This is a genomic window from Streptomyces aureus, from assembly GCF_000725495.1.
In the GTDB taxonomy this organism is placed as follows: domain Bacteria; phylum Actinomycetota; class Actinomycetes; order Streptomycetales; family Streptomycetaceae; genus Streptomyces; species Streptomyces aureus_B.
On the sequence record NZ_JNZD01000013.1, the window covers coordinates 60,094 to 85,095 of the forward strand.

At 72.0% G+C, this 25,002-nt stretch carries 21 protein-coding genes; 8 read left to right on the forward strand and 13 right to left on the reverse strand.

The window, feature by feature from the left end:
- Positions 1 to 6: 6 nt before the first annotated feature.
- From IO36_RS18800 to IO36_RS18825, 6 genes are all read right to left on the reverse strand, one after another.
- Positions 7 to 1,026, reverse strand: coding sequence for a sugar phosphate isomerase/epimerase family protein (locus tag IO36_RS18800; RefSeq protein ID WP_037621336.1), 1,020 nt, complete (start codon positions 1,024 to 1,026; stop codon positions 7 to 9).
- 10 nt (positions 1,027 to 1,036) lie between these two features.
- Positions 1,037 to 2,248 carry a Gfo/Idh/MocA family protein gene (locus IO36_RS18805; protein WP_037621338.1) on the reverse strand — a complete coding sequence of 404 codons (1,212 nt, stop codon included), beginning with the start codon at positions 2,246 to 2,248 and terminating at the stop codon, positions 1,037 to 1,039.
- Positions 2,249 to 2,328: 80 nt separating this feature from the next.
- Complete coding sequence (locus IO36_RS18810; RefSeq protein WP_037621340.1) at positions 2,329 to 3,375, reverse strand: substrate-binding domain-containing protein; 1,047 nt, start codon at positions 3,373 to 3,375, stop codon at positions 2,329 to 2,331.
- A gap of 21 nt (positions 3,376 to 3,396) precedes the next feature.
- Complete coding sequence (locus IO36_RS18815; RefSeq protein ID WP_037621344.1) at positions 3,397 to 4,416, reverse strand: ABC transporter permease; 1,020 nt, start codon at positions 4,414 to 4,416, stop codon at positions 3,397 to 3,399.
- Positions 4,413 to 5,951, reverse strand: a complete 1,539-nt coding sequence (locus IO36_RS18820) for a sugar ABC transporter ATP-binding protein (RefSeq protein ID WP_037621346.1) — start codon at positions 5,949 to 5,951, stop codon at positions 4,413 to 4,415. Before IO36_RS18820 ends, IO36_RS18815 begins: the two co-directional genes overlap by 4 nt.
- A 422-nt stretch (positions 5,952 to 6,373) precedes the next feature.
- On the reverse strand, positions 6,374 to 7,555 hold the full coding sequence (locus tag IO36_RS18825; RefSeq protein WP_037621349.1) for an ROK family transcriptional regulator: 1,182 nt from the start codon (positions 7,553 to 7,555) through the stop codon (positions 6,374 to 6,376).
- Positions 7,556 to 7,796: 241 nt separating this feature from the next.
- On the opposite strand from IO36_RS18825, the gene IO36_RS18830 reads away from it, so the two are divergent.
- The gene (locus tag IO36_RS18830; RefSeq protein ID WP_107065748.1) at positions 7,797 to 9,143 is read left to right on the forward strand and encodes a low temperature requirement protein A; all 1,347 of its coding nucleotides are present in this window, start codon (positions 7,797 to 7,799) and stop codon (positions 9,141 to 9,143) included.
- Between the two features lie 17 nt (positions 9,144 to 9,160).
- On the opposite strand, the gene IO36_RS18835 is transcribed toward IO36_RS18830, so the two are convergent.
- The 4 genes from IO36_RS18835 to IO36_RS18845 all read right to left on the reverse strand — a co-directional run bounded on the left by IO36_RS18835 (position 9,161) and on the right by IO36_RS18845 (position 12,582).
- A complete protein-coding gene (locus IO36_RS18835) occupies positions 9,161 to 9,835 on the reverse strand; it encodes a GntR family transcriptional regulator (RefSeq protein WP_037621351.1) in 675 nt (224 codons plus the stop codon).
- 229 nt (positions 9,836 to 10,064) lie between these two features.
- Positions 10,065 to 11,012 (reverse strand): beta-ketoacyl-ACP synthase III, encoded by a 948-nt coding sequence (locus tag IO36_RS18840; RefSeq protein ID WP_037621354.1) that lies wholly within the window; start codon positions 11,010 to 11,012, stop codon positions 10,065 to 10,067.
- Between the two features lie 135 nt (positions 11,013 to 11,147).
- Positions 11,148 to 11,282, reverse strand: a complete 135-nt coding sequence (locus tag IO36_RS48950; protein WP_280923734.1) for an MFS transporter small subunit — start codon at positions 11,280 to 11,282, stop codon at positions 11,148 to 11,150.
- Positions 11,251 to 12,582 (reverse strand): OFA family MFS transporter, encoded by a 1,332-nt coding sequence (locus IO36_RS18845; protein ID WP_037621361.1) that lies wholly within the window; start codon positions 12,580 to 12,582, stop codon positions 11,251 to 11,253. The genes IO36_RS48950 and IO36_RS18845 overlap by 32 nt, the downstream gene beginning before the upstream one ends.
- Before the next feature lie 216 nt (positions 12,583 to 12,798).
- On the opposite strand from IO36_RS18845, the gene IO36_RS18850 reads away from it, so the two are divergent.
- On the forward strand, positions 12,799 to 13,770 hold the full coding sequence (locus IO36_RS18850) for a 2-dehydropantoate 2-reductase (RefSeq protein ID WP_037621364.1): 972 nt from the start codon (positions 12,799 to 12,801) through the stop codon (positions 13,768 to 13,770).
- A gap of 213 nt (positions 13,771 to 13,983) precedes the next feature.
- Positions 13,984 to 14,847 (forward strand): formate dehydrogenase accessory sulfurtransferase FdhD, encoded by an 864-nt coding sequence (fdhD, locus tag IO36_RS18855; protein WP_037621366.1) that lies wholly within the window; start codon positions 13,984 to 13,986, stop codon positions 14,845 to 14,847.
- Positions 14,848 to 15,068: 221 nt separating this feature from the next.
- On the opposite strand, the gene IO36_RS18860 is transcribed toward fdhD, so the two are convergent.
- Positions 15,069 to 15,611 (reverse strand): isochorismatase family protein, encoded by a 543-nt coding sequence (locus IO36_RS18860; RefSeq protein ID WP_037621369.1) that lies wholly within the window; start codon positions 15,609 to 15,611, stop codon positions 15,069 to 15,071.
- Between the two features lie 234 nt (positions 15,612 to 15,845).
- Here IO36_RS18860 and IO36_RS18865 point away from each other — a divergent pair, with 234 nt between their 5' ends.
- On the forward strand, positions 15,846 to 17,717 hold the full coding sequence (locus IO36_RS18865; RefSeq protein WP_037621372.1) for a sialidase family protein: 1,872 nt from the start codon (positions 15,846 to 15,848) through the stop codon (positions 17,715 to 17,717).
- A gap of 73 nt (positions 17,718 to 17,790) precedes the next feature.
- Here IO36_RS18865 and IO36_RS18870 read toward each other — a convergent pair whose 3' ends face one another.
- Positions 17,791 to 18,933, reverse strand: coding sequence for a bile acid:sodium symporter family protein (locus tag IO36_RS18870; protein ID WP_078943294.1), 1,143 nt, complete (start codon positions 18,931 to 18,933; stop codon positions 17,791 to 17,793).
- A gap of 155 nt (positions 18,934 to 19,088) precedes the next feature.
- Between IO36_RS18870 and IO36_RS18875 the strand changes: the two genes are divergently transcribed.
- The 4 genes from IO36_RS18875 (at position 19,089) to IO36_RS18890 (ending at position 24,180) form a co-directional block, all read left to right on the forward strand.
- Positions 19,089 to 19,961: a LysR substrate-binding domain-containing protein gene (locus tag IO36_RS18875; RefSeq protein ID WP_037621374.1), complete on the forward strand. Its 873-nt coding sequence runs from the start codon at positions 19,089 to 19,091 to the stop codon at positions 19,959 to 19,961.
- A 437-nt stretch (positions 19,962 to 20,398) separates the two neighbouring features.
- On the forward strand, positions 20,399 to 22,225 hold the full coding sequence (locus IO36_RS18880; RefSeq protein ID WP_037621377.1) for an AMP-dependent synthetase/ligase: 1,827 nt from the start codon (positions 20,399 to 20,401) through the stop codon (positions 22,223 to 22,225).
- Positions 22,226 to 22,448: 223 nt separating this feature from the next.
- On the forward strand, positions 22,449 to 23,240 hold the full coding sequence (locus IO36_RS18885; protein WP_051900727.1) for an aldo/keto reductase: 792 nt from the start codon (positions 22,449 to 22,451) through the stop codon (positions 23,238 to 23,240).
- A gap of 247 nt (positions 23,241 to 23,487) precedes the next feature.
- Complete coding sequence (locus IO36_RS18890) at positions 23,488 to 24,180, forward strand: glycoside hydrolase family 75 protein (protein ID WP_037621381.1); 693 nt, start codon at positions 23,488 to 23,490, stop codon at positions 24,178 to 24,180.
- A gap of 99 nt (positions 24,181 to 24,279) precedes the next feature.
- Here IO36_RS18890 and IO36_RS18895 read toward each other — a convergent pair whose 3' ends face one another.
- Positions 24,280 to 24,981 carry an SDR family oxidoreductase gene (locus IO36_RS18895; RefSeq protein WP_037621907.1) on the reverse strand — a complete coding sequence of 234 codons (702 nt, stop codon included), beginning with the start codon at positions 24,979 to 24,981 and terminating at the stop codon, positions 24,280 to 24,282.
- Positions 24,982 to 25,002 lie beyond the last annotated feature (21 nt).

Here is a 25,002-nt window from a genome sequence, read left to right on the forward strand (position 1 = left end):
GCGGGTTCAGTTCGTTCCGGCCTGGTCGTTGCCGGTGAAGGCTGCGTCGAAGGAGGCTGACGGGGGATCGAAGTCGTAGGTCTTGAGGTGGGTCAGGGCCTCGGGTGCGCCCTGGAGGCGGTCCATGCCGGCGTCCTCCCACTCGACCGAGATCGGTCCGGTGTAGCCGATGGAGCGGAGCATGCGGAAGACGTCCTCCCAGGGGACGTCGCCGTGGCCGGCGGAGACGAAGTCCCAGCCGCGGCGCGGGTCTCCCCAGGGCAGGTGGGAGCCGAGCCGTCCGTTACGGCCGTCGAGGCGTTTGCGGGCCTCCTTGCAGTCGACGTGGTAGATGCGGTCGCGGAAGTCGTGGAGGAACCCGACCGGGTCGAGGTCCTGCCAGACGAAATGGGAGGGGTCGAAGTTGAGGCCGAAGGCCGGACGCCGGCCGATCGCCTCCAGGGCCCTGTGGGTGGTCCAGTAGTCGTAGGCGATCTCGCTCGGGTGGACCTCGTGCGCGAACCGGACGCCCTCCGCGTCGAAGACGTCCAGGACGGGGTTCCAGCGGGCGGCGAAGTCCTCGTAGCCGCGCTCGATCATCGCCTCGGGGACGGGCGGGAACATGGCGACCAGGTGCCAGATCGCCGAGCCGGTGAAGCCGACCACGGTGTCGACGCCGAGGGCCGCCGCCGCGCGCGCCGTGTCGGCCATCTCCGCCGCCGCCCGCCGGCGCACCCCCTCCGCCTCTCCGTCGCCCCAGATACGGGCGGGCAGGATCGCGCGGTGGCGTTCGTCGATGATGGCGTCGCAGACGGCCTGGCCGACCAGGTGGTTGGAGACGGCCCGGCACATGAGGCCGTACTTGTCGAGGAGCGCGCGCCGGGACTCCACGTAGGAGGGGTCGGCGAGTGCCTTGTCGACCTCGAAGTGGTCGCCCCAGCAGGCGAGTTCGAGTCCGTCGAAGCCGAAGTCGCGGGCCAGCCGGCAGACCTCCTCGAGGGGCAGGTCGGCCCACTGGCCGGTGAAGAGTGTGAAGTCGCGTGGCATTCCGTCCTCCTCAGACCGCGACGGGGGTGTACGTGGAGTTCTTCGCGGCGCTCTCCTCGACGGCGGCGAGGACGCGCTGGACCTGGAGTCCGTCGGCGAACGAGGGCTCCGGGGGCCGGCCGCCCGCGACGGCGAGCACCAGGTCGCGGGCCTGGTGCACGAAGGTGTGCTCGTAGCCGAGTCCGTGTCCCGGCGGCCACCAGGCGTCGAGGTAGGGGTGGTCGGGTTCGGTGACCTGGATGCGCCGGAAGCCGGCGTGGGCGGCGGGTTCGGTGTGGTCGTGGAACGCGAGTTCGTTGAGCCGCTCCAGGTCGAAGGCCAGCGAACCGCGCTCGCCGTTGAGTTCGATGCGCAGGGAGTTCTTGCGTCCGGCGGCGAAGCGGGAGGCCTCGAAGGAGGCGAGTGCGCCGGAGGCGAAGCGGGCGGTGAACAGGGCCGCGTCGTCCACGGTCACCGCGCCCGAACGGGAGTTGGCCGCGGGCCCGGTCGCGGACAGCCCGCCGGACTCCCTCCCGGGCAGGGGCCGTCGGCGCACGAACGTCTCGGTGAGCGCGGAGACCCCGTCGAGCGGCTCCCCCGCCAGGTACTGGGCGAGGTCGACGATATGGGCGCCCAGGTCGCCGAGCGCGCCCGAGCCGGCCCGCTCCCTGCGGAGCCGCCAGGTCAGCGGGAACCGCGGGTCGGTCAGCCAGTCCTGGAGGTACGTCACCCGGACGTGCCGCAGCCGGCCGAGGCGGCCCTCGGCGACCAGGGAACGGGCGAGGGCCGTCGCGGGCAACCGGCGGTAGTTGAAGCCCACCATGGACATCCGGCCTCGCCCGGCGGCCTCGGCCGCGGCCGCCGTCATCGCCTCGGCCTCCGCCACGGTGTTCGCCAGCGGCTTCTCGCACAGCACATGCTTGCCCGCGGCCAGCGCGGCGACGGCGATCTCGGCGTGGCTGTCGCCCGGTGTGCAGATGTCGACGAGGTCGACGTCGTCCCGGGCGATCAGCGCACGCCAGTCGGTCTCGGCGGCTCCCCAGCCGTGCCGGTCGGCCATCGCCCGCACGGCGCCGGCGTCCCGGCCGCACACCGCGGCGAGAACCGGCCGCAGGGGCAGGTCGAAGACCCGGCCCACGGTGCGCCAGCCCTGCGAGTGGGCGGCGCCCATGAACGCGTAGCCGACCATGCCCACGCCCAGGGGCGGAGTCGTCGCCTCGTCGCCCTGGTCCGGCTGTCCCATGCGGGGTCCTTCCTCGTCGTCGTGGCTCGGTGGGGTGGGCCCCGCCGTGCGGGGGCGGGGCCCGGTCGCGGCGGCGCCCGTCACTTGAAACCGGTGGCCATGTACTGCTGGACGTTGTCCTTGTCGACGACGGCCGAGTAGAGGGTGAGCGAGGCGGGGATCTCGAACTCGGCGAGGCCGCCGACGCCCTTGCCCTGGCCGAGCGCGCGGGCGAGGTCGATCGCGGACGCGGCCATGGTCGGCGGATACAGGACGGTGGCCTTCAGGACGCTGTCGCCGGCGTCGATGGCCTGGAAGGCGGAGAGCGCCCCGGCCCCGCCGACCATGAGGAAGTCGTCGCGGCCGGCCTGCTTGATGGCCCGCAGCGCGCCCACGCCCTGGTCGTCGTCGTGGTTCCACAGCGCGTCGAAGCCCGGCTGGGCCTGGAGGAGCTGGGACATCTTGGCCTGGCCGGACTCGACGGTGAACTCGGCAGCCTGGCGGGCCACCTTCGTGATGTTCGGGTAGTTCTTCAGGGCCGCGTCGAAGCCCTCGGTGCGCTGCTTGGTGAGTTCCAGGTTGTCGAGCCCCGCGAGCTCGACGACCTTGGCGTTCTTCCTGCCCTTGAGCTTCTCGCCGATGTAGTGACCGGCGCTGAGCCCCATGCCGTAGTTGTCGCCGCCGATCCAGCACCGGTACGCCTGGGGCGAGTTGAAGATGCGGTCGAGGTTGACGACCGGGATGCCGGCGCGCATGGCCTTGAGGCCGACCTGGGTCAGGGCCTTGCCGTCGGCCGGCAGCACGACCAGGACGTCGACCTTCTTGTTGATCAGGGTCTCGATCTGGCCGATCTGCGCCGCCGTGTCGTTGGAGCCCTCGGTGATCTCCAGACTCACGTCCTTGTACGTGCCCGCCCTGCTCTTGGCGTTGTCGTTGATGGCGTTGAGCCAGCCGTGGTCCGCCTGGGGGCCGGCGAAGCCGATCGTGACGTGCTTGCCGGGCTTGCCGTCGGCGGCGGGCCCGGAGTTCGCGGCGGGGCCGTCCTTGGTGTCGTTGCTGGTGCAGCCGGTGAGGAGGGCGCCCGCCGAGACGGCGGCGGTCCCGAGGAGCAGTCCTCTGCGGCTGGTCGGGCTCATGGGTGCTGGCATGGCGGTGGACCCTTCCGTGTGTCAGGCCGTGCTTGCGGTGCGCCGCTGGACCAGGACCGCGGCGACGATGATCGCGCCCTTGGCGATCTGCTGGACGTCGCTCTGGAGGTTGTTCAGCGCGAAGATGTCGGTGATCGTCGTGAAGATCAGTACGCCGAGCACCGAGCCGGTGATGGTGCCGCGGCCCCCGCTGAGCAGGGTGCCGCCGATGATCGCCGCCGCGATGGCGTCGAGTTCGTAGAGGTTGCCGTTGGTGTTCTGGCCGGACCCGGACAGGACGACCAGGAGGAAGGCGGCGATGCCGCAGCACAGCCCGGAGAGCAGATAGAGGTACAGCCGCTGCCGCCGTACGTCGATGCCGGCCAGCCGTGCCGCCTCCGCGTTGCCGCCGACGGCGACCGTGCGCCGGCCGAAGGTGGTGCGGTTCAGCAGCAGCCAGCCGATGACGGTGACGACGGCGAAGACCAGGACGAGCGGCGGCACCCCGAGCACGTAGGAGTCGCGTTCGCCCAGTTTCAGGACGCCGTCCACGGTGACGATCTGGGTCCGGCCCCCGGTGATCTGCAGGGCGAGACCGCGGGCCGAGGCGAGCATGGCGAGGGTCGCGATGAACGGGACCATCCGGCCGTACGCGACGAGGACTCCGTTGACCAGTCCGCAGCCGAGCCCGACGAGCACCGCGGTGAAGAGGATGCCGGAGAACCCGTACTCCTGGGTGGCGACCGTGGTGGCCCAGACCGAGGCGAGCGCGACGATCGCGCCGACCGACAGATCGATGCCGCCCGAGGTGATGACGAAGGTCATGCCGACGGTGACGACGCCGATCACCGAGGCCTGGGTGAGGACGAGTTGGAGGTTGCGGGTGTCGAGGAACTCCTCGGGCCTGGTGACGCCGCCGATGACGACCAGTGCGGCGAGGACCCCGAGGAGCGAGAGGGTGCGGACGTCGGCTCGGGCCAACGCCGTCCGCCACGCGGGAGGTTCACCGGTGGAGAGCGTCTTCCCGGTTCCGTCGCGGGGCGCGGACACGTGCTGCGTCATGATGTCGGGCTCCCTTCGGCGGCCACGGGGCCTCCTTCCAGCACGAGGTCGAGTACACGGTGTTCGTCGAGGTCACGGGCCGGCGCCGTGTGCACGACCCGTCCCTCCCGCAGTACCAGGACCCGGTCGGCGAGCCCGAGCACCTCGGGGATCTCGCTGGAGACCAGCAGCACGGCGAGCCCCTCGTCGGCGAGACGGCGGATCACGGCGTACAGCTCGGCGCGCGCTCCGACGTCGACACCGCGGGTGGGTTCGTCGAGGAGCAGGACGCGGCAGCCGCGCAGCAGCCAGCGTGCGAGGACGGCCTTCTGCTGGTTGCCGCCGGACAGGGTGCCGACGGGGACCGCCGGATCGTCGGGACGCAGGGACAGCTCGCGGGTGGCCGCCCGCGCCGCCGCGCGCTCGGCCCGCCGGTCGATCCAACCCCCGTACGCGTAGCGGGACATGGAGGAGACGGAGACGTTGCGGGTGACCGACTCCAGCATCAGCAGGGCCTGGGCCTTGCGTTCCTCGGGGGCGAGACCGAGCCCGGCCCGCACGGCGGCGCGGACGCTGCCCGTGCGCAGGGGCCTCCCGTCCACGGTGATCCGGCCGGTCGCCGGTCGGCGCGCCCCGTAGACCGTCTCCAGGATCTCGGAGCGGCCGGAGCCGACGAGACCGGCCAGTCCGACGATCTCGCCGGGGCGCACGTCGAGGTCGAACGGGGCGAACTCCCCCTGCCGGGAGAGGTCACGGACGGTGAGGACGGGCTCGCCCGGGGGCCGGGACCGGGGCCGGTCCGGGAACACGTACTCGACGGTGCGGCCCGTCATCAGCGCCACGATCTCGCGCGTCGGGGTCGATCTGGCGGGCAGGCCGCCCGCCACCGCGCGCCCGTCCTTCAGGACGGTGACCCGGTCGCCGATGCGGCGGATCTCCTCCAGTCGGTGCGAGATGTAGACGACGGCGACGCCCGTCGCGGTCAGGCCGGCGACGATCCGGAACAGGTTGCCGACCTCGTCGGGGTCGAGGGCGGCGGACGGCTCGTCCATGACGATGAGCCGTACCTCGTGCGAGAGCGCCCGGGCCATGGAGACGATCTGCCGCTGGGCGGCGGAGAGTTCGGCGACGAGCCGGGCCGGGTCGATCTCCGGGTGCCCGAGCCGTTCGAGCAGCCGGGCGGTCGCCGTCCTGGCCTCCCGGCCCCGCACTACGCAGCCCGCGGTGGTGGGTTCACGGCCGAGATGGACGTTCTCGGCGACCGACAGGCCGTCCACCAGGTCGAGTTCCTGGTAGATGGTGGCGATGCCGAGGCGCATGGCGGCGATCGGGGACTTGAGGGTGACGGGCGCGCCGCGCCAGGCGATGGTGCCGTCGTCGGGCTGGTGGGCGCCGGACAGGACCTTGATGAGCGTGGACTTCCCGGCCCCGTTCTGGCCGAGCAGGCAGTGCACCTCGCCGGCCTGGACGTCGAGGTCGACGCCGTCGAGGGCCCGGACTCCGGGGAACGACTTGGTGATGCCGGACATGGTGAGCAGGGGTGGTTCCGGTGCCATGGCGGTTCCCTCGGGCAGGCGTACGGGCCGGGTGCCGGGCTGTGCCCGGACGGTGCTCGGGCATTGCTCGGACGTTGCCCGGGCGCGCCCGGGCGGGAGGAAGCGGCGTGCGCGAATGGGGACGTGGCTCGCGGGGGGGGCGAGGACAGGTGGCTTGCGCGGGCGGGACGGTGTGGCTTGCGCGGGTCGGGACGTGGCTCGCGGAGGCGAGGGCAGGCGGCTTGCGCGGGTGCGGAGGTGGCTCGCAGGAGGCGAGGACACGTGGCTTGCGCGGTGGTGGGACGCGGCTCGCAGAGGCGAGGACAGGTGGCTTGCGCGGGTCGGGACGTGACCCGCAGGGGGCGAGGACAGGTGGTTGCGCGGGTGAGGACGTGGCTCGCGGAGGGCGAGGACAGGCGGCTTGCGCGGTGGGACGACGTGCCTTACGCGGGTGAGAACAGGTGGTCGCTGATCAGCCGGGCCCCGCCGATGACTCCGGCGGCCGGGCCCAGTTCCCCGAGGACGATGGGCAGGTTGCCGGTCGCGAGCGGGAGCGACTGGCGGTAGACCTGGGTGCGGATCGCGGCGAGCAGGGTGTGGCCGAGCCCGGTCACCCCGCCGCCGATCACCACCAGGGCGGGATTGAAGAAGCTGACGAGCGCCGCGATGACCTGTCCGGTGCGGTCGCCGCCCTCCCGGATCAGATCGAGCGCGGTCGCGTCGCCCGCGGCCGCCGCGGCGGCGACGTCGACGGCGGTCAGCCCGCCGTTCGCCGCGAGCCGTGAGGCGAGTTCGGCCGACTGCCCCTGCCGGGCCGCCTCCACCGCGTCCCGCGCGAGCGCGGCACCGCTGAAGTGGGCCTCCAGGCAGCCCCGGTTGCCGCAGGCGCACGGCCGTCCGTCGGGCACGGCCTGGATGTGCCCGATGTCGCCGGCGCTGCCCGTCGCACCGCGGTGGACCTCTCCGCCGACGACGATGCCGCAGCCGATACCGGTGCCGATCTTGACGCAGAGGAAGTCGCCCACGGAGCGTGCCACGCCCGCGTGCTGCTCCCCCATGGCCATGAGGTTCACGTCGTTGTCGACCATGACCGGGCAGCCGAGTTCCTGGCCGAGTGCCTCGCGCACCGGGAAGCCGTCCCAGCCGGGCATGATCGGCGGGGCGACCGGGACCCCCTCGGGGAAGCGGACGGGGCCGGGGACGCCGATCCCCGCTCCGTCGAACCCCTCGGCGACTCCCGACGACCTCAACTTGGCCGCCATGGCGAGCACTTGCTCGGACACCGCGACCGGGCCCTCGCGTACGTCCATGGGCTGGGTGATGTGCCCGAGGACCTCAAGCTCGGCGTTGGTGACCGCCACGTCGACCGAGGTGGCGCCGATGTCCACGCCGAGGAAGCGCAGGTTCGGCGCGAGCCGGATGTTGTGGGAGCGGCGGCCGCCGCGCGAGGCGGCGAGTCCGTCGGCCACCACGAGGCCGGTGTCCAGCAGCCGGTCCACCTCGACGGCCAGTTTCGACCGCGAGAGGTCGACGCGATCACCCAGCTGAGCACGGGAGTTGGGACCGCCGTCGCGCAACAGCCGCAGCAGTCGGGCCTGATGGGCGTTCGCAGGTCGCGCCGTCATGCGTCTCACGAACCCCTCCCGCCTCGGCCGGCACCCGCGCGGGGCGGGTTCCGGCCACCGTCACCGGTGGTGCTTCGAAGGGGAACGTAGCAGCGGATTCCGGGAGTTGGAAGAAGTCGTGCAGTGATTGCAGCAGACTTTCCCCACTCCGAGGACAAAGTCGCGTCGGCGGCCGAACGGACGTACGCGCGGTACGAGGTCCGCATACGATCTCCGGGGACCATCTGTCACGGGGGGACGCATGAGCGGGGCCGGGGACGAGCCGGGGCACACGTCGGTGGACGAACCGCCACGGCAGGCGGGGCACGGGACACCGGCTCCGGCGGCGGACGGGGCCGGGCGGCACACCGGACCGGGGGACGGTGGCCCGGAGGTGCCGCCGGACGGTGAGGGACCCGGGCGGCGCGTCAGCACGCTGGAGCTGTTCTTCGACCTGGTCTTCGTCTTCACCCTCACACAGCTCACCGTGCTGTTCGCCTCCGACCTGTCGCTCGCGACGGCCGCCCGCGTCGCGCTCATCTTCGCGGTCCTGTTCTGGATGTACGGCGCGTACGCGTACCTCACCAACCAGGTGCCGCCCGACCGGCCGTCCCGGCGGATCCTGCTGATGCTGGGCATGGGCGCGTTCCTGGTGTGCGCGCTGGCCGTCCCCCGTGCCTTCGACGACTCGGGCGTGGTCTTCGGGCTCGGCTTCCTGGCCGTCGTCCTCGTGCACAGCGCGCTCTACACCCGCAGCCACGGCCGCGACGTCATCTGGTACGCGGTGCCGAACTCGCTGGCCGCGCTGTCCGTCACCGCGGCGGGTCTGTTCGACGGGCTCCGCGCCGACGGACTGTGGCTGCTGGCGCTGGTCCTGCAGTTCGTGACGCCGTTCTTCGCCGAGCACGGTCCTCGGCGCCGGGGCGGACGCGACGCCGCGGTGCTGCGCTCGCAGCTCGGCGCGCTCGACCCGGCCCACTTCGTCGAGCGGCACGGGCTGCTGCTCATCGTCGCGTTCGGCGAGTCCGTCATCGCGATCGGCATCGGGATCGGGAGCCGGCCGCTCACCGTGGACCTGTTCGCCGGCGCCTTCCTCGCGCTCGCGCTGGCCGGAACCCTGTGGTGGACCTACTTCGTGCGCGACGAGCACGCGGCGGAGGAGACGTTCACGGCGACTCCGCCGGACCGCCGCTGGCGGCTGGCCATGAACGCGTACTACTACGCCTTCCTGCCCATGCTGCTGGGCATCGCCTACTGCGCGACCGGGGTGAAGAAGTCGCTCGGCCATCTCGGCGAGCACTCGGGGACGGGCCCCGCGCTCGCGCTGGCGGGCGGGGTCGCGCTGTTCCTGGCCGGGGACGTGGCGTTCCGGTGGGTGCTGCGGCTGGGCCCGGTGACGTTCCGCGCGGCCGCGGTGCCCGTCGCGGCGGCCACCGCGCTGCTGGGCGTCGGGGTGGCCGCGGTCGCCGAACTGCTGTCGCTGGTGGCGGTGTTGGTGGCGATGCTCGGGGCCGAGGCCCGCTTCGCGCACCACGGGGAGGGGACGCCCTCGCACCCCGTCCCCGGGGCGAGAACGGAGACCGGGGCGGAGGCGGAGCCCGTCGGCTGACCGCCCGCGCCGGCCGGCTACTTCTCGCGGTCGTGGTACATCTGCCGTGTGTGCTCGGTGTGGGCCCGCATGACCGCGGTGGCCCGCTGCTCGTCACCCTCCGCTATCGCGGCGATGAGTTCGCGGTGCTCGATCCAGGACTGCCGGCCGCGCTGCCGGGCCACCGGGGTGTAGTACCAGCGGACCCGGCGGTCGACCTGGGCGGCGAGTTCGGCGAGGACCGTGTTGCCCGCGAGTTCCATGATCTTGGCGTGCAGCCGCGCGTTCATGGCGACCGCGGCGTCGACGTCGTCGGCGGCGACCGCCCGCTCGCCCTCGGCGCACAGGTCCTCCAGCGCGCCGATGGCGGCGGTGCCCGCGTTCGCCGCGGCGAGCCGGGCCGCCTCGGCCTCCAGCAGCGTACGGACCGTGAGCAGCTGGTCGGCCTCCGCCTCGGTCGGCTCGTGCACGAACGCGCCCTGGGCGGGCCGCAGATCGACCCAGCCCTCGGTGCTCAGCCGCTGGAGGGCCTCCCGCACCGGCTGCCGGGACACCCCGAGATGACCGGCGAGTTCGCTCTCGACGAGGTGCTGTCCCGGCTGGAGGGCCCGGGTGGTGATGAGTTCGAGCAGCGCCTCGTAGACGCGGTCACGCAGCGGACCGGGCCGCTCCAGCTTGGGTACCGCTCCCTGAGGCAGGCCTGTCGACAACATCACGGTCCTCCCTGGGCAGCGCTCCGGCCGCGATAGGAAAGTCGATGGTCCATTGTCTTTCGCCTACAGTCTACGGCGCACAAACGCGCCGCAGACACGGGAGTTGGGCTTGTCACACCCCGGTGGCGGGTCCGGGCGAACAGTTCGGGCCACCTCACCGACAGCGGGCCGCCTCACGGGCAGCGGGTGACCTCACGGACAGCAGCCGCCTCACCGACAGCAGGCCACCTCACGGGCAGCGGACGACCTGCCCGGCGTAGGAGAGGTTGCCGCCGAAGCCGAACAGCAGCACGGGGTCGCCCGCGGAGATCTCCCCGCGCTCGACGAGCTTGGAGAAGGCGAGCGGGATGCTGGCGGCGGAGGTGTTCCCGGAGTCGACGACATCACGGGCGACGACGGCGTTCACCGCGCCGATCTTCAGGGCCAGCGGCTCGATGATGCGCAGGTTGGCCTGGTGCAGCACGACTCCGGCGAGGTCCTCGGGCACGAGCCCGGCACGCTCGCAGGCCTTGCGGGCGATCGGCGGGAGCTGGGTGGTGGCCCAGCGGTAGACGCTCTGGCCCTCCTGGGCGAACCGCGAGGGGGTGCCCTCGATGCGCACCGCGTTGCCCATCTCGGGCACCGAGCCCCACAGCACCGGGCCGATGCCGGCCTCCTCGCCTGCGGGAGCCGCCTCGACCACGGCGGCCCCGGCACCGTCCCCGACGAGGACGCAGGTGGTGCGGTCGGTCCAGTCCGTCACGTCGGTCATCTTGTCGGCGCCGATGACCAGCGCCCGGGTCGCCGCGCCCGCCCGCACGGCGTGGTCGGCGGTGGCGAGGGCGTGGGTGAACCCGGCGCAGACGACGTTGACGTCCATCGCGGCCGGCGAGGGGATGCCGAGGCGGGCGGCGACCCGGGCGGCCATGTTCGGGGAGCGGTCGACGGCCGTGGAGGTGGCCACGAGCACCAGGTCGATGTCGCCGGGTGCCAGACCGGCCGAGGCGAGTGCCTTGGCGGCGGCGTGCGCGGCCAGCTCGTCGACCGGTTCGTCGGGTCCTGCGACGTGGCGGGTCCGGATGCCCACACGGCTCCGGATCCACTCGTCACTGGTGTCGACCAGGCCCGCCAGGTCCTCGTTGGTGAGTACCTTGGCGGGCTGGTAGTGACCGACGGCGGCGATCCGTGAGCCGTTCATGAGTGGTCCCCCTCGTGCTCGGGTAGCGGGATCCACCAGTCTGATCAATGACTCACCAGTACGGCGGCAGGTGATGCCACAGGATTGCGACGCCAGGCTTGTCGGCTTCTGTCAGACCTTGGGACGTCCGAACAACTACCCCGAGAACAGTTGAGTGGCCTTCTGTACGAGCTCGTAGACGCCGTAGCACAGCGGCGCGCCCACCCACAGCCAGGCGAGGACGATCAGCGCGCGCCGGTCAGGCGGACTCTGGCTGCTGTCGTGCGACATCGGCGGCCTCCCTCGGCGCGGGGATGTGATGGCGGGCGTGCACGGGGCGTACGAACTCGTTCGCGGCGAAGCCGACGGCGAGCAGCCCGATCATGATCAGGAACGACAGTCCGTACAGGGACGAGCCGTGCTTGCCTGCCGCCTCCTGGTGGTCGGCGATCCTGTTGACGATCAGCGGCCCGAGGACTCCGGCGGTGGACCAGGCGGTGAGCAGCCGGCCGTGGATGGCGCCGACCTGGTACGTGCCGAAGAGGTCCTTCAGATACGCGGGGATCGTGGCGAAGCCTCCGCCGTAGAAGGAGAGGATCACCAGCGCGCACAGGACGAAGAGGGGTTTGGAGGAATCTCCGAACCACGCGATCAGCGCGTACATGAGGGCTCCGGCCCCGAGATAGACCCGGTACACGTTCTTGCGCCCGATCAGGTCGGAGGCGGAGGACCAGCCGATGCGGCCGGCCATGTTGGCGGCGGAGAGCAGGGCGACGAATCCGGCGGCCGCGGAGGCGGTGACCGGGGTGGAACCGTCCGCGAAGAAGTCCGTGATCATCGGGGCGGCCTTCTCCAGGATGCCGATGCCGGCCGTGACGTTCATGCACAGGACGAGCCACAGGCACCAGAACTGCGGGGTGCGGACGGCGCTGCGGGCGGAGACCTGGACCCCGTCGAGCGCGCTCGGCCCGGAGACGGCGGGCTTCCCCCCGCGCGGCACCCGCACCAGCAGTACACCGAGGGTCATGAACACGGCGTACGTCAGTCCGTGCACGAGGAAGGCGAGCGCGATCCCGGAGGAGTCGGAGCCGAAGGACTTCAGCATCTGGGCGGACCAGGGCGAGGCGATCAGGGCGCCGCCGCCGAAGCCCATGATCGCGATGCCGGTGGCCATGCCGGGCCGGTCCGGGAACCACTTGATCAGGGTGGAGACCGGGGATATGTAGCCGATGCCGAGGCCGGTGCCGCCGATGAAGCCGTAGCCGAGGACGATCAGCCAGTACTGCTCGGTGGCCGCCCCGAGCGCGGAGACGAGGAAGCCGGAGGAGAAGCAGACGAGGGCGACGGTCATGGCCCAGCGGGGACCGTTGCGCTCGACGAGGGTGCCGCCGAACGCGGCCGACAGTCCGAGCATCACGATCGCGAGCTGGAAGGGCAGCGCGCTCTGGGTCCCGCTCAGGCCGAGCGCGGATTCCAGCGGGGGCTTGAAGACGCTCCAGGCGTAGGCCTGGCCGATGGACAGGTGGACCGACAGGGCGGCCGGCGGGACGAGCCAGCGGCTCCAACCGGGCGGTGCGACGGGAGGGCTCATGATCGGGACGATAGGAAGGGGCCGTCCGGCTGGGAAGCGCCGTGACACGAACCGTAGACCGTATGCGGTGAGCGGTATGCCTGGCGCGACGAACGGTCGTGGACCGGGTCCCGTCCGTCCTCTTGTCGACCCTCATTCCATCCTGTAGACAATATTTCGTCGACAGAGTTCGGCAGTTCGTTCCTCGGTACCCTCGACCGAACGGAGCGCCACACAGTGAGAGTCGCAGTTCTCGGCGCCGGTGCGATCGGCGCGTACGTCGGCGCCGCGCTGCACCGCGCGGGCGCCGACGTGCATCTGATCGCCCGTGGACCGCACCTCGCGGCCATGAGGCGGCACGGCGTCCAGGTGATCAGTCCCCGCGGGGACTTCACGGCGAAGGCCCACGCCACCGACGACCCGGCCGAGATCGGCCCGGTCGACTTCGTCTTCCTGGGTCTGAAGGCCAACTCGTACGCGGCGTGCGGGCCGCTGATCGAGCCCCTGCTGCACGACACCACGGCGGTGGTCGCCGCCCAGAACGGCATTCCGTGGTGGTACTTCCACCGCCACGGCGGACCCTACGACGGTCACCGGGTGGAGAGCGTGGACCCGGGCGGCGCGGTCGGCGCGGTGCTGGCGCCGGAGCGGGCGATCGGCTGCGTCGTGTACGCGGCGACCGAGCTGGAGGGACCGGGCGTCGTCCGTCACCTCGAAGGCACCCGGTTCTCGATCGGGGAACCGGACCGCTCCGTCTCGGCGCGCTGCCGGGCGTTCAGCGACGCCATGCGGGACGGCGGGCTGAAGTGCCCGGTCGAACCGGAGCTGCGCAACGACATCTGGCTCAAGCTGCTCGGCAACATCTCCTTCAACCCGATCAGCGCGCTGGCCCGCGCCACGATGCGGCAGATGTGCCGGCACGGCGGGACGCGCCGGGTCATCGAGATCATGATGACCGAGACGCTGGCCGTCGCCGAGGCCCTCGGCTGCGAGGTGGGGGTGTCCATAGAGCGGCGTCTCGCGGGCGCCGAGCGCGTCGGCGACCACCGCACGTCCACGCTCCAGGACCTGGAACGCGGCAAACCGCTGGAACTCGACGTGCTGCTCGCGGCCGTCGTGGAACTGGCGGAGATCACCGGGGTGCCGGTCCCGACCCTGCGCACCGTGTACGCGCTCTCGGATCTGCTCGCGCTGCGGGCGGCGGCGTGAGCGGGGTGCGGGCTCCCGGCCTCGGCCACGGGCGGGCCCCGTGCCCGCGCCGCGGCCCGCCGGGAGAGGCCGCACGCGGCCCGCCCCGCGTGTGCAGGACAATGAGAACGTGACGGTCGCCTCCGCGCCACGCCCCGGGTGACCCGATCGTCAACCGCGATCGCCTGGGCCGATCCGGCCGGCCGCACGTACGGGAACGGGACTGATCAGGACATGGGACGAGTCACGGAACGACGCAAGGTGATCCGCATCCGGGACGGGGCCGTGAGCACCCGCCCGGACACGCTCGTCGCGGAGGAACCACTGGAGATCCGGCTCAACGGCAAGCCGCTGGCGATCACCATGCGCACCCCGGGCGACGACTTCGCGCTGGCCGCGGGCTTCCTGGTGAGCGAGGGGGTGCTGGGCCGGGCCGACGAGCTGCAGAACATCGTGTACTGCGCCGGGGCCACGGTGGACGGCTCCAACACGTACAACGTCGTCGACGTCCGTACGGCGCCCGGGGTCCCGATCCCCGACATCACGCTCGAACGCAACGTGTACACGACGTCCTCGTGCGGTCTGTGCGGCAAGGCGAGTCTGGACGCGGTCCGCACGACGGCCCGCTGGACCGTCGACGACACGGAGGGCGGCAGCGCTCCCCCGGTGCGGCTGGAACCCGGCCTGCTCGCGAGCCTCCCCGACCGGCTGCGCGCGGCGCAGCGGGTCTTCGACCGGACCGGGGGCCTGCACGCGGCGGCGCTGTTCACCGAGGACGGCGAGCTGGTCGACATACGGGAGGACGTGGGCCGGCACAACGCGGTGGACAAGCTGGTCGGCCGGGCGCTGCAGAACGGCACGCTCCCGCTCTCGCGGACGGTCCTGCTGGTCTCCGGCCGGGCGTCCTTCGAGCTGGCGCAGAAGGCGGTGATGGCGGGCATCCCGGTGCTCGCGGCCGTCTCCGCGCCCTCGTCCCTGGCCGTCGACCTGGCGGCGGAGACCGGTCTGACCCTGGTCGGCTTCCTGCGCGGCGCCAACATGAACGTGTACGCGGGCGAGCACCGCATCGCCCTGCGGGCCACGGCCGCCCACGGCTGAGCCCGGCTCCCCGCGGCACGGCGGCGGGGCCCCGGACGGCGGGGAGCGCCCCCTGCGCCGGAGGGGCCCCGCCTCGGCCGGCGTGCGTCTCGGCTCGCACGCGTCTCGGCTCGCACGCGTCTCGGCTCGTACGCGTCTCGTCGCCGCCTCGGCCGGGGCATGGCTCACCTGGCCGCGCTGCCGGGGCATGCCTCACCGCTCCGCGCCGCCGGGCCGGGGGCTCACCCCGCCGAGAAGCGCACCTCGCCCGCGGTCACGACCGTGCCGAGCCGGGGGAAGTCCAGGCGTACGGAGGCGTCGTGCTCGGCCGAGGTGAACGCGGCCATCGCGTCCTTGACGAAGACGAGGTCGTAGCCGAGGTCCCCGGCGGCGCGCGCGGTCGACTCGACCCCCAGGTTGGTGGCGATTCCGCCGAACACCAGGGTGGAGACGCCGTGTTCGCGCAGCCGCTCGTCCAGGCCGGTGCCCTGGAAGGCACCGATGGTCCGCTTCACGATCTCCAGGTCACCCTCCGCGACGAGTCCGGCGACCAGCCCGCTGCCGGGCGGCTGCTCCAGGACTCCGGACCGCTCGACCCGGACGAGCACGACGAGCGCGCCCGCCTTCCGGAAGGCTGACGCCAACTCCTCGGCGGTGGCGAGTACTTCGGTGCCCTTGTGCGGTTCCAGGGGCAACGCCACGATGCGCTCCATCAGATCGACGAGCACGAGGGCGGTGCGCGCCGGGTCGAGGGCGAGGCGGGGTTCGGCTTCGGGTGCGGTCATGACGGAACGTTAGCCCGCATCAGCCGTCCGTACCGGAAATCCGGATCAACGAGCCCGTGAACGGCTCCTCGCCGGGCGGCCGCGGAGCCCGAAATCTGGCGTGAACACGACCGGTCCTTGCTCCTTGTGGGGTGACTGAGGGTCCAAGTAGCCTCTGCGGCGCGAACGTTGGACGTGGGATGTCCATAGAATCCGGATTGCCCGATCGCCGTCGCACGAAGGGCAGGTCGCTCCATGCCGTCACGCCTCCCCACCCGCCTGAGATCCCTCCTCGCCGTCCTGGCCGGCATCGCCGCGCTGCTCGTGCTCCCGGGCACGGCGCGGGCCGAACCGGCCGCCACCGTCGGCACGTTCGAGCAACAGGTGCTGTTCAAGGCCTCGCAGGACCCTGGCTACGCCTGCTTCCGCATTCCGTCGGTCGTACGGACGACGAAGGGGACGCTGCTGGCGTTCGCCGAGGGGCGTGTCCTCAACTGCGGTGACGCCGCCGACATCGACGTCGTCGTGAAGCGCTCCACCGACGGCGGGCGCACCTGGGGCCCGCTCCAGGTCGTCAACGAGGGGAACGGGGACACCCACGGCAATCCGACGCCGGTCGTGGACCGCGGGACCGGCCGGATCGTGCTGGCGGAGACCTACAACACCGGCCGTACCGACAGCGCGAGCTGCCAGGTGCCGTGCGACCGCACCCCGCATCTCCAGTACAGCGACGACGACGGCCTGAACTGGTCGCCGCCGCGCGACCTGAGCGGCGAGATCCTGCCCGCGGACTGGAACTCCTGGTACGCCACCGGACCGGTGCACGGCATCCAGCTCAGCCGCGGCCGGCACGCGGGGCGGCTCGTCTTCGCCGTCAACACCGAGACCTGGGACGGCAGCCGGGTGACCGCCAACAACGCCGCCCTGATCACCAGCGACGACGGCGGCGACCACTGGGACGTCGGGGCCACGGACTCCTGGCCGATCGCGGCCGACGGCACCTTCCGGCAGAAGCCGTCGGAGATGACGCTCACCGAGCGCGCCGACGGGGCGGTCCTGGTCAGCGGCCGGGAGCAGGACGGCACGGACCTCGGTCACCGTACCCAGGCGGTCAGCGCGGACGGCGGCGACAGCTTCCTGTCCCCCTTCCGTGACGTCCCGGACCTGTACGCGCCGCAGGTGCAGGGCTCGACGCTGCGGGTCGGCGACCGGATCCTGCTGTCCTGCCCCGGCGACCCGGACCGCCGCCGGACCATGATGATCCGCTCCTCCTACGACGGCGGACGCACCTGGGACAGCGTGGACCGCGGGACCGTCGTCACCACCGACTGGTCCGGCTACTCCGACCTGGTCCGCGTCGACGGCGACACCGTGGGCCTGCTGTACGAGGGCGGCGCGGTCGACGCGCGCGACGAGATCCGCTTCGCCCGCTTCACCGAGGACTGGCTCCAGCCGCGCCGGGGCCCCGACCCGACGACGGCCGACCTCGCCCCGCTCGCCCGGCGGGCGGCGGTCCTCGGCGGTGCGCGGGAGACCGCCGGCGTCCTTAGCGGCGCCCTGGAGTTCGACGGCACCGACGACGCCGTACGGCTTCCGTACCAGGACCGGCTGCCGCTGGGGACGAAGGACTTCACGGCGTCCCTGTGGTTCCGCTACACGGCCACCGCCGGTGAGCAGCCGCTGCTGTGGATGGGCGGGATCGGCACGAGCCAGCCGCAGGTGTGGCTGCGCGCGGAGCCCGCGTCGAACCGGATCACCGGTCTCATCACCACAAGGAACGGCGCGTCGCCCCCGGCCACGGCGTACGCGCGCACCACGAGCGCCTTCAACGACGGCCAGTGGCACCATCTGGCGCTGCGCCGCGGCGGCGGCCGGCTCACCCTGTTCGTCGACGGGACGACGGTCACCACGGCGGACGTGCCGGGATCGGTGAGCCGGAACTCGCCGTTCGGTGTGCACGTGGGCCAGCGGATGGACAGCCGGGCCTACTTCACCGGGGCGGTCGACGAGGTGCGGGTCTACGACCGCGCGCTGAGCGACGAGGAACTGTCGGCGCCGCCGTCTCGGAAGGTCACTCCGGACACGGTGCTGTGGCTCCCGTTCGACCGGGTGAGCGACAAGCGTTAGCCGGGTCCGCCGGTGACGGCGGCCGGCACCCCGGCGAGCGCGGGCGCGCCGTCGGGTGAGCCGCCGGGGACGGTCAGCGGCCCGCCGTCCGGCCGGCCGTCGCCACCGCCGGGGCGACCCGGATTCCGGTGGAGCGGGCGGGGCCACCGGCCCGGTCCGCTCCCCCGGTCGTTCCGGCGCCGCCGCCCGCTCCCGTCGCGCCCCCGGTGCCGGCCCGCCCGTCCGGGCCGCCGGGCAGGCCGGTCGCCTCGGGATCGCGGGCCCGGCGCCGCGCGATCACCGCGCACACCATGAGCTGCATCTGGTGGAAGAGCATCAGCGGCAGCACGGCCAGCGAGGCGTGGCTCCCGAACAGGACGCCGGCCATGGGCAGCCCCGAGGCGAGCGACTTCTTGGACCCGGCGAACTGGATGGCGATCCGGTCCGCCCGCCCGAAGCGCAGGGCCTTCGTGCCGTACCAGGTCAGTACGAGCATCACGGTGAGCAGCACCGCCTCGACGACCAGCAGTCCCGCCAGCCGGACGGCGCTGACCTGGCTCCAGATGCCCTGCACCATGCCCTCGCTGAAGGCGGTGTAGACGACGAGCAGGATCGAGCCGCGGTCGACGTAGCCGAGGACCTTCTTGTGGCGGGCGATGAACGCGCCGATCCAGGGGCGCAGCAGCTGTCCGGCCAGGAACGGCACCAGCAGCTGGAGCACGATCTTGACGAGCGAGTCCGTGGAGAAGCCGCCGCCGCTGCTGCCCAGGAGGAGCGCGGCGAGCAGCGGGGTGACGACGATGCCGGCGAGGGAGGAGAAGGAGCCCGCGCAGATGGCGGCGGGCACGTTGCCGCGGGCGATCGAGGTGAAGGCGATCGACGACTGGATGGTCGAGGGGACGAGCGTGAGGAAGAGCAGGCCCGTGTAGAGGTCGTGCGTCAGGAACACCGGTTCGAGGCCCCGGGCGGCGAGGCCGAGCAGCGGGAACGCGACGAAGGTGCAGATCAGGACCGTACCGTGCAGGCGCCAGTGCTTGAGGCCGTCCACCGCCTCACGGGTGGACAGGCGGGCGCCGTACAGGAAGAAGAGGAAGGCGATGGCTGCCGTGGACGCGCCCGAGGCGACGTCCGCCGCCGCGCCGCTCGCGGGGAGGAGGGCGGCGAGGCCCACCGTCCCGAGCAGCAGCAGGATGTAGGGGTCGACCGGCATCCAGCTCGGCCACTGCAGGCGTTTCACGGTGCTCCACTGCTCGGTCGTTCGGTTCGGTGCGTCGTGTTCGTCGGGGTCGGGGCGGGGCGGATCGTGCCCTCTCCATCGTCCTCTCCGGGGTCGCGATCGGGAATCCTTCATACCGTTCTGACTGTCATCACGGATCGCGATAGCCTGGAGCCGTGTACGACCCGTCCCAGCTGCGTACGTTCCTGGCGGTGGCCCAGACACTGAGCTTCACCCAGGCCGCCCGGCGGCTCGGGGTGCGCCAGTCCACGGTCAGCCAGCACGTGCGGCGGCTTGAGGACGCGGCGGGACGGCAGCTCTTCTCCCGTGACACCCACTCCGTCGAGCTCACCGAGGACGGTGAGGCGATGCTCGGGTTCGCGCGGCGGATCCTTGAGGTGCAGGAGCAGGCGACGGCGTTCTTCACCGGGACCCGGCTGCGGGGGCGGCTGCGTTTCGGCGCGTCGGAGGACTTCGTGCTGACCCGGCTGCCGGAGATCCTGGAGGGGTTCCGCACGGACCACCCCGAGGTGGACCTGGAGCTGACGGTCGAGCTGTCCGGCACGCTGCACGAACAGCTCGCCGCCGGGCAACTCGATCTGGTGCTGGCGAAGCGGCGGCCCGAGGACCCGCGGGGCGAGCTCGTCTGGCACGACCGTCTCGTGTGGATCGGCGCGGAGCGGCTGCGGCTCGATCCGGACCGCCCGGTCCCGCTGATCGTGTATCCGCCCCCCGGCATCACCAGGGCGCTCGCCCTGGAAGCGCTGGAGCGGCAGGGCCGGCCGTGGCGCATCGCCTGCACCAGCGGCAGCCTGAACGGCCTGCTCGCGGCGGCCCGCGCGGGTCTCGGGGTGATGGCGCACTCCCGGGGGCTGGTGCCGCCGGGCCTGGTGCGGGTGCCGGAGCGTGCGGGGCTCCCGGAGCTCGGCGAGGTCGACTTCGTGCTGGTGCACGGCAGGCGGCGGCCCTCCGCGCAGGGTGCCGCGGACGCCCTCGCGGCGGCGATCCTCGCGGGCGGGGACCGACTGCACCGGAGGCGACGGAGCTGAGCCGCCGGCGCGCGTGACCAGGCGTGGCGGAGCAGCCCCGTCCACGGCCGGGGGCCGCTGCACCGGGGACGACGGAGCCGACCCGTCTCCGGGCGGGGCCGCTGCACCCGGGAGGCGGCGGACCTGTCCCCGTCCCACCCGCCCCGCGGTGGCCGGAACGCCCCGCTCAGGGCGGCCCCTATGCCCGGAATGATGGATTCCGGATCGATCTCCCGATACCGCCGGAACCCCCTCGCCGGGTCGTAGCGATTCCGTGGAGATTAGGGAATCGAAACCTACGGAACCGTAAGGGATTCTGTCCGACCCTTCCCCTTGTGCGGCATTTCCGTGGCTGACCTGTGCGGACGCCGTGCCCCTCGGCGATTCGAGCCCCCTCCCGTCCGCTCGCGTGGTGGGGTAGCTTTCACGGCGCTGTGCGGAGGCCACGAGGAGCGGGATTGCGCGAGTTCACCAACCCCCCGTCGGCGTCGGCGCCGCCGGTGGGCGGCCTGGCCGATGCCGTCTTCCAGTATGCCCACGAGGACCCCCTCCACGTCGCTCTCGGCCGCAAGGACGAGCAGGGCCAGTGGCGCGATGTCACCTCCGCCGAGTTCCGGGACGAGGTGCTGGCGCTCGCCAAGGGCATGCTCGCCCAGGGCATCCGCTTCGGCGACCGGGTCGCCATCATGTCCCGCACCCGCTACGAGTGGACCCTCTTCGACTTCGCCCTGTGGACGATCGGCGCCCAGGTCGTACCCATCTACCCCACGTCCTCCGCCGAGCAGGTCTTCTGGATGCTGCACGACGCGCAGGTGTCGGCGGTCATGGTGGAGCACGAGGACCACGCCATGACCGTCGCCACGGTCGTCGACCGGCTGCCCCAGCTGCACAAACTGTGGCAGCTCGACGTGGGCGCGGTGCACGAGCTGTACGAGGCGGGCGCGCACATCGACGACGAGGTGGTGCACCGGCACCGCCGCGCGGTCACCGCCGAGTCCACCGCGACGATCATCTACACCTCGGGCACGACGGGGCGCCCCAAGGGCTGTGTCATCTCGCACGCGAACTTCATGTTCGAGGCGGACACCGTCATCGAGCGCTGGGAACCCGTCTTCCACTCCAAGCGCGGCGACGAGGCGAGCACCCTGCTGTTCCTGCCGCTCGCGCACGTCTTCGGACGGATGGTGCAGATCGCCGCGTTCCGCGGGAGGGTCAAGTTCGGGCACCAGCCCCAGCTGAACGCGTCCGCGCTGCTGCCGGACCTCGCCGCCTTCCGCCCCACGTTCTTCCTGGCCGTTCCGTACATCTTCGAGAAGGTCTTCAACTCCGCGCGCCGCAAGGCCGAACGGGAGGGCAAGGCCGGCCCCTTCGAGAAGGCCGTGGACGTCGCCGTGCGCTACGCGGACGCCGTCGAGGCCAAGGCCTGGGGCACCGGACCGGGCCCCTCGGCGAGCCTGCGCATGCAGCACCAGGTGCTCGACAAGCTCGTCTACTCCAAGGTGCGGGCCGCGATGGGCGGCCGGGTCCGGCACGCCATGTCGGGCGGTTCGGCGATGGACCGCCGGCTCGGGCTGTTCTTCGCGGGCGCGGGCATCATCATCTACGAGGGGTACGGGCTCACCGAGTCCACGGCCGCCGCCACCGCGAACCCGCCCGAGCGCACCCGGTTCGGCACCGTCGGCCAGGCGATCCCCGGCACCACGGTGCACATCGCCGACGACGGCGAGATCTGGCTGAACGGCGGCAACGTCTTCCAGGGCTACCTGAACAACGACAAGGCCACCGACGCCACCCTGCACGACGGCTGGCTGGCCACCGGGGACCTCGGCTCCCTGGACGAGGACGGCTACCTCACGATCACCGGGCGCAAGAAGGAGATCCTGGTGACCTCCGGCGGCAAGAGCGTCTCGCCGGCCGCGCTGGAGGAGCGGGTGCGGGACCATCCGCTGGTCGCGCAGTGCATAGTGGTCGGCAACGACCGGCCGTACATCGCGGCCCTGGTCACCCTCGACTCCGAGGCCGTGGAGCACTGGCTGGCGATGCGGGGCAAGCCGACGCTGGCCGCCGGCGAGCTGGTGCGCGACCCCGATCTGGAGACCGAGGTGCGGCGCGCCGTGGTCGCCGCGAACACCCTGGTCTCGCAGGCAGAGTCGATCCGTACGTTCCGGATCCTGGCGAACCAGTTCACCGAGGAGCACGGTCTGCTCACCCCGTCGCTGAAGCTGAAGCGCCGGGCGATCGAGAAGGCGTACGCGACGGAGGTCGAGGCGCTCTACCGGACGTGACGTCGGGCGACGGCCGCGCGGGAACCCTTGTCGGTCCCGGGCGCAAGTTTCGGCATGATTGATCGGACTATTTCGGCCAATCTTCGATTCCGCGCGCCCGGAGCCCGGTCAGGAATGCATCACGGCCCGTGATCGTTGACCATGACGAGTACCACCCGACGACTTTAAGGATCGAGAGCTCGTGAGCAAGGTCCCCCCGATCATCCTGAACAACGGCGTCGAGATGCCACAACTGGGCTTCGGCGTCTGGCAGGTGCCGGACGACGAGGCGGAGCGAGCGGTCACCACCGCGCTGGAGTCCGGGTACCGCAGCATCGACACGGCGGCGATCTACGGCAACGAAGAGGGCACCGGCAAGGCCGTGAACGCCTCCGGCATCGCCCGCGAGGAGCTCTTCGTCACCACCAAGCTCTGGAACAGCGACCAGGGTCACGACTCCGCGCTGCGCGCCTTCGACACCTCGCTGGACAAGCTCGGCCTGGACTACGTCGACCTGTATCTGATCCACTGGCCGACCCCGTCCCGGGACCGGTACGTGGACACGTTCAAGGCGATGGAGAAGATCCTCGCCGACGGCCGCGCCAAGGCCATCGGCACCTCGAACTTCCTGCCGGAGCACCTGGAGCGGCTGATCGAGGAGACGTCCGTCATCCCGGCCGTCAACCAGATCGAGCTGCACCCGCACCTCCAGCAGCGCGCGGCCCGTGAGTTCCACGCCGAGCAGGGCATCGCGACCGAGGCCTGGTCGCCGCTGGGCCAGGGCAAGGGGCTCCTCGAGGTCCCGGCGATCGTCGCCATCGCCCAGAAGCACGGCCGCACCACGGCCCAGATCGTCCTGCGCTGGCACCTCCAGCTGGGCAACATCGTGATCCCCAAGTCCGTGACGCCGTCGCGGATCAAGGAGAACATCGACGTCTTCGACTTCTCGCTGGACACCGAGGACATCGCCGCGATCTCGGCCCTGAACGAGGACCGCCGGATCGGACCCGACCCGGCCGTGTTCGACGTCGGCTGAGAAGCCCGTCCGGCCCCGGGCCGGGGCGCCCGCCGCCCCTGGTCACGGGCCACGCCTGCCCGGAAACGGCGCCGGCCCGCCCGCCCCGCTCGAAGCCGCCGCCCGGATGCGCACCGCATCCGGGCGGCGGCCTTTTCACCTCTTGGACCGGACCAATCCGGCCCCAAGTCTTGACGCGGTCATGCAACAGGGCCACCTTGTAGGCGAACCCGGTAAGGAAAGTTTCCTAACAGAAGGGTCCCCCACAGTGCGCACTCGAACACTGACCCTGTCCGCGGTCGCCGGAGCGGCGCTGCTCGCCGTCACCGCGCTCCCGGCCGGCGCCACCGGCGCCGCGCCCCGCTCGGCGCAGGAGGGCTCGGTCACCGCGGCCGCCCTCCTCGCCAAGGTCACGTCCTGTTCCCAGATCTCGAACGGCAAGTACAGGACGGACGAGGAGACCTCGGCCACGATCCCCGTCTGCGGCAAGAACGGCGCCGTGTTCTGGAAGGCCGACATGGACGTCGACTGCGACGGCCAGGTCACCTCCAAGTGCAACTCCGGCACCGATCCCTGGTTCCAGGACGACACCGCCTTCCACCAGTCCGACGGCAGGCCGCTGCGTGCCGACTCGCTCCCCTACGTCGTCGTGCCGAGCTCCAGCAGCATCTGGAAGTACACGAGTTCGGGCATCAAGGGCGGCGGTGTGGTCGCCGTGGTCTACAACGGCAAGGTCGAGTACGCGGTGGTCGGTGACACCGGACCGACGAAGATCATCGGCGAGGCGTCCTACGCCACCGCGAACGCGCTCGGCATCGACCCCGACCCGGAGACCGGCGGGGCCGACAGTGGCGTGACGTACATACTCTTCAAGAACTCGCAGGTCTCGCCCATCGAGAGCCACGGCGCGGCCGTGTCGCTCGGGGACTCGCTGGCCAGGCAGTTCCTCGCGAACAACTGAGCACCGCGGGGGCGGGAACGGCCCGGGGGCGGGACGCCCGGGGCGGGGCTCCGGGGGGGCGGGCGTCCGTCCTCCCCGGAGCCCCACCCCGGAGCGGGGTCAGACGGGCTGGCCGATCGGGCGGACGACGACCGTGTTCACGTCGACGCCCTTCGGCTGCCCGATCGCCCAGACGACCGAGTCGGCGATCTGGTCCGCCGTCAGGAGGTGCCCCGGCGGGAGGCTGCCGTAGCTGTCCCAGAACGGGGTCTCCACCCGGCCGGGCGACACCAGGGTCACGCCCACGCCGAACTCGGTGACCTGGCGCCGGGTGTTCTCGGCGAGCCCGGTCACCGCCCACTTCGTCGCCCCGTAGAGGTTGCCGGGCGTGTTCACGTGCCCGGCGACGCTGCCGATCAGGACGATACGGCCGCGCGACTCCTTCAGCGCGTCGATGGAAGCGCGGACGAGCAGCGCGGGACCCAGGACATTGGTCAGCACCATCTCGGACCAGCCGGCCGGGTCCCCGTCCGCCACCGTGTCGTGGGTGGCGAAACCGGCGTTGGCGAGGACGGTGTCGATCCGCCCGAAGCTCTTGAGCGTCGTCTCGACCGCGGCGCTCACCTGGTCGTACTCCGCCGCGTGCCCGACGATCGTCAACAGCCCCTCGGGGCGCCCCAGTTCCTCGGCGAACGCGTCGAGACGCTCCTCACCGCGACCCGTGACGGCCACCCGCTGCCCTGCGTCGAGCAGCCGGCGGGCGACCGCGGCTCCGATGCCGCTTCCGCCGCCGGTGATCAGCGCGACAGGAGAATCGGTCATGGTGAACCCCCAGGAGTGTCC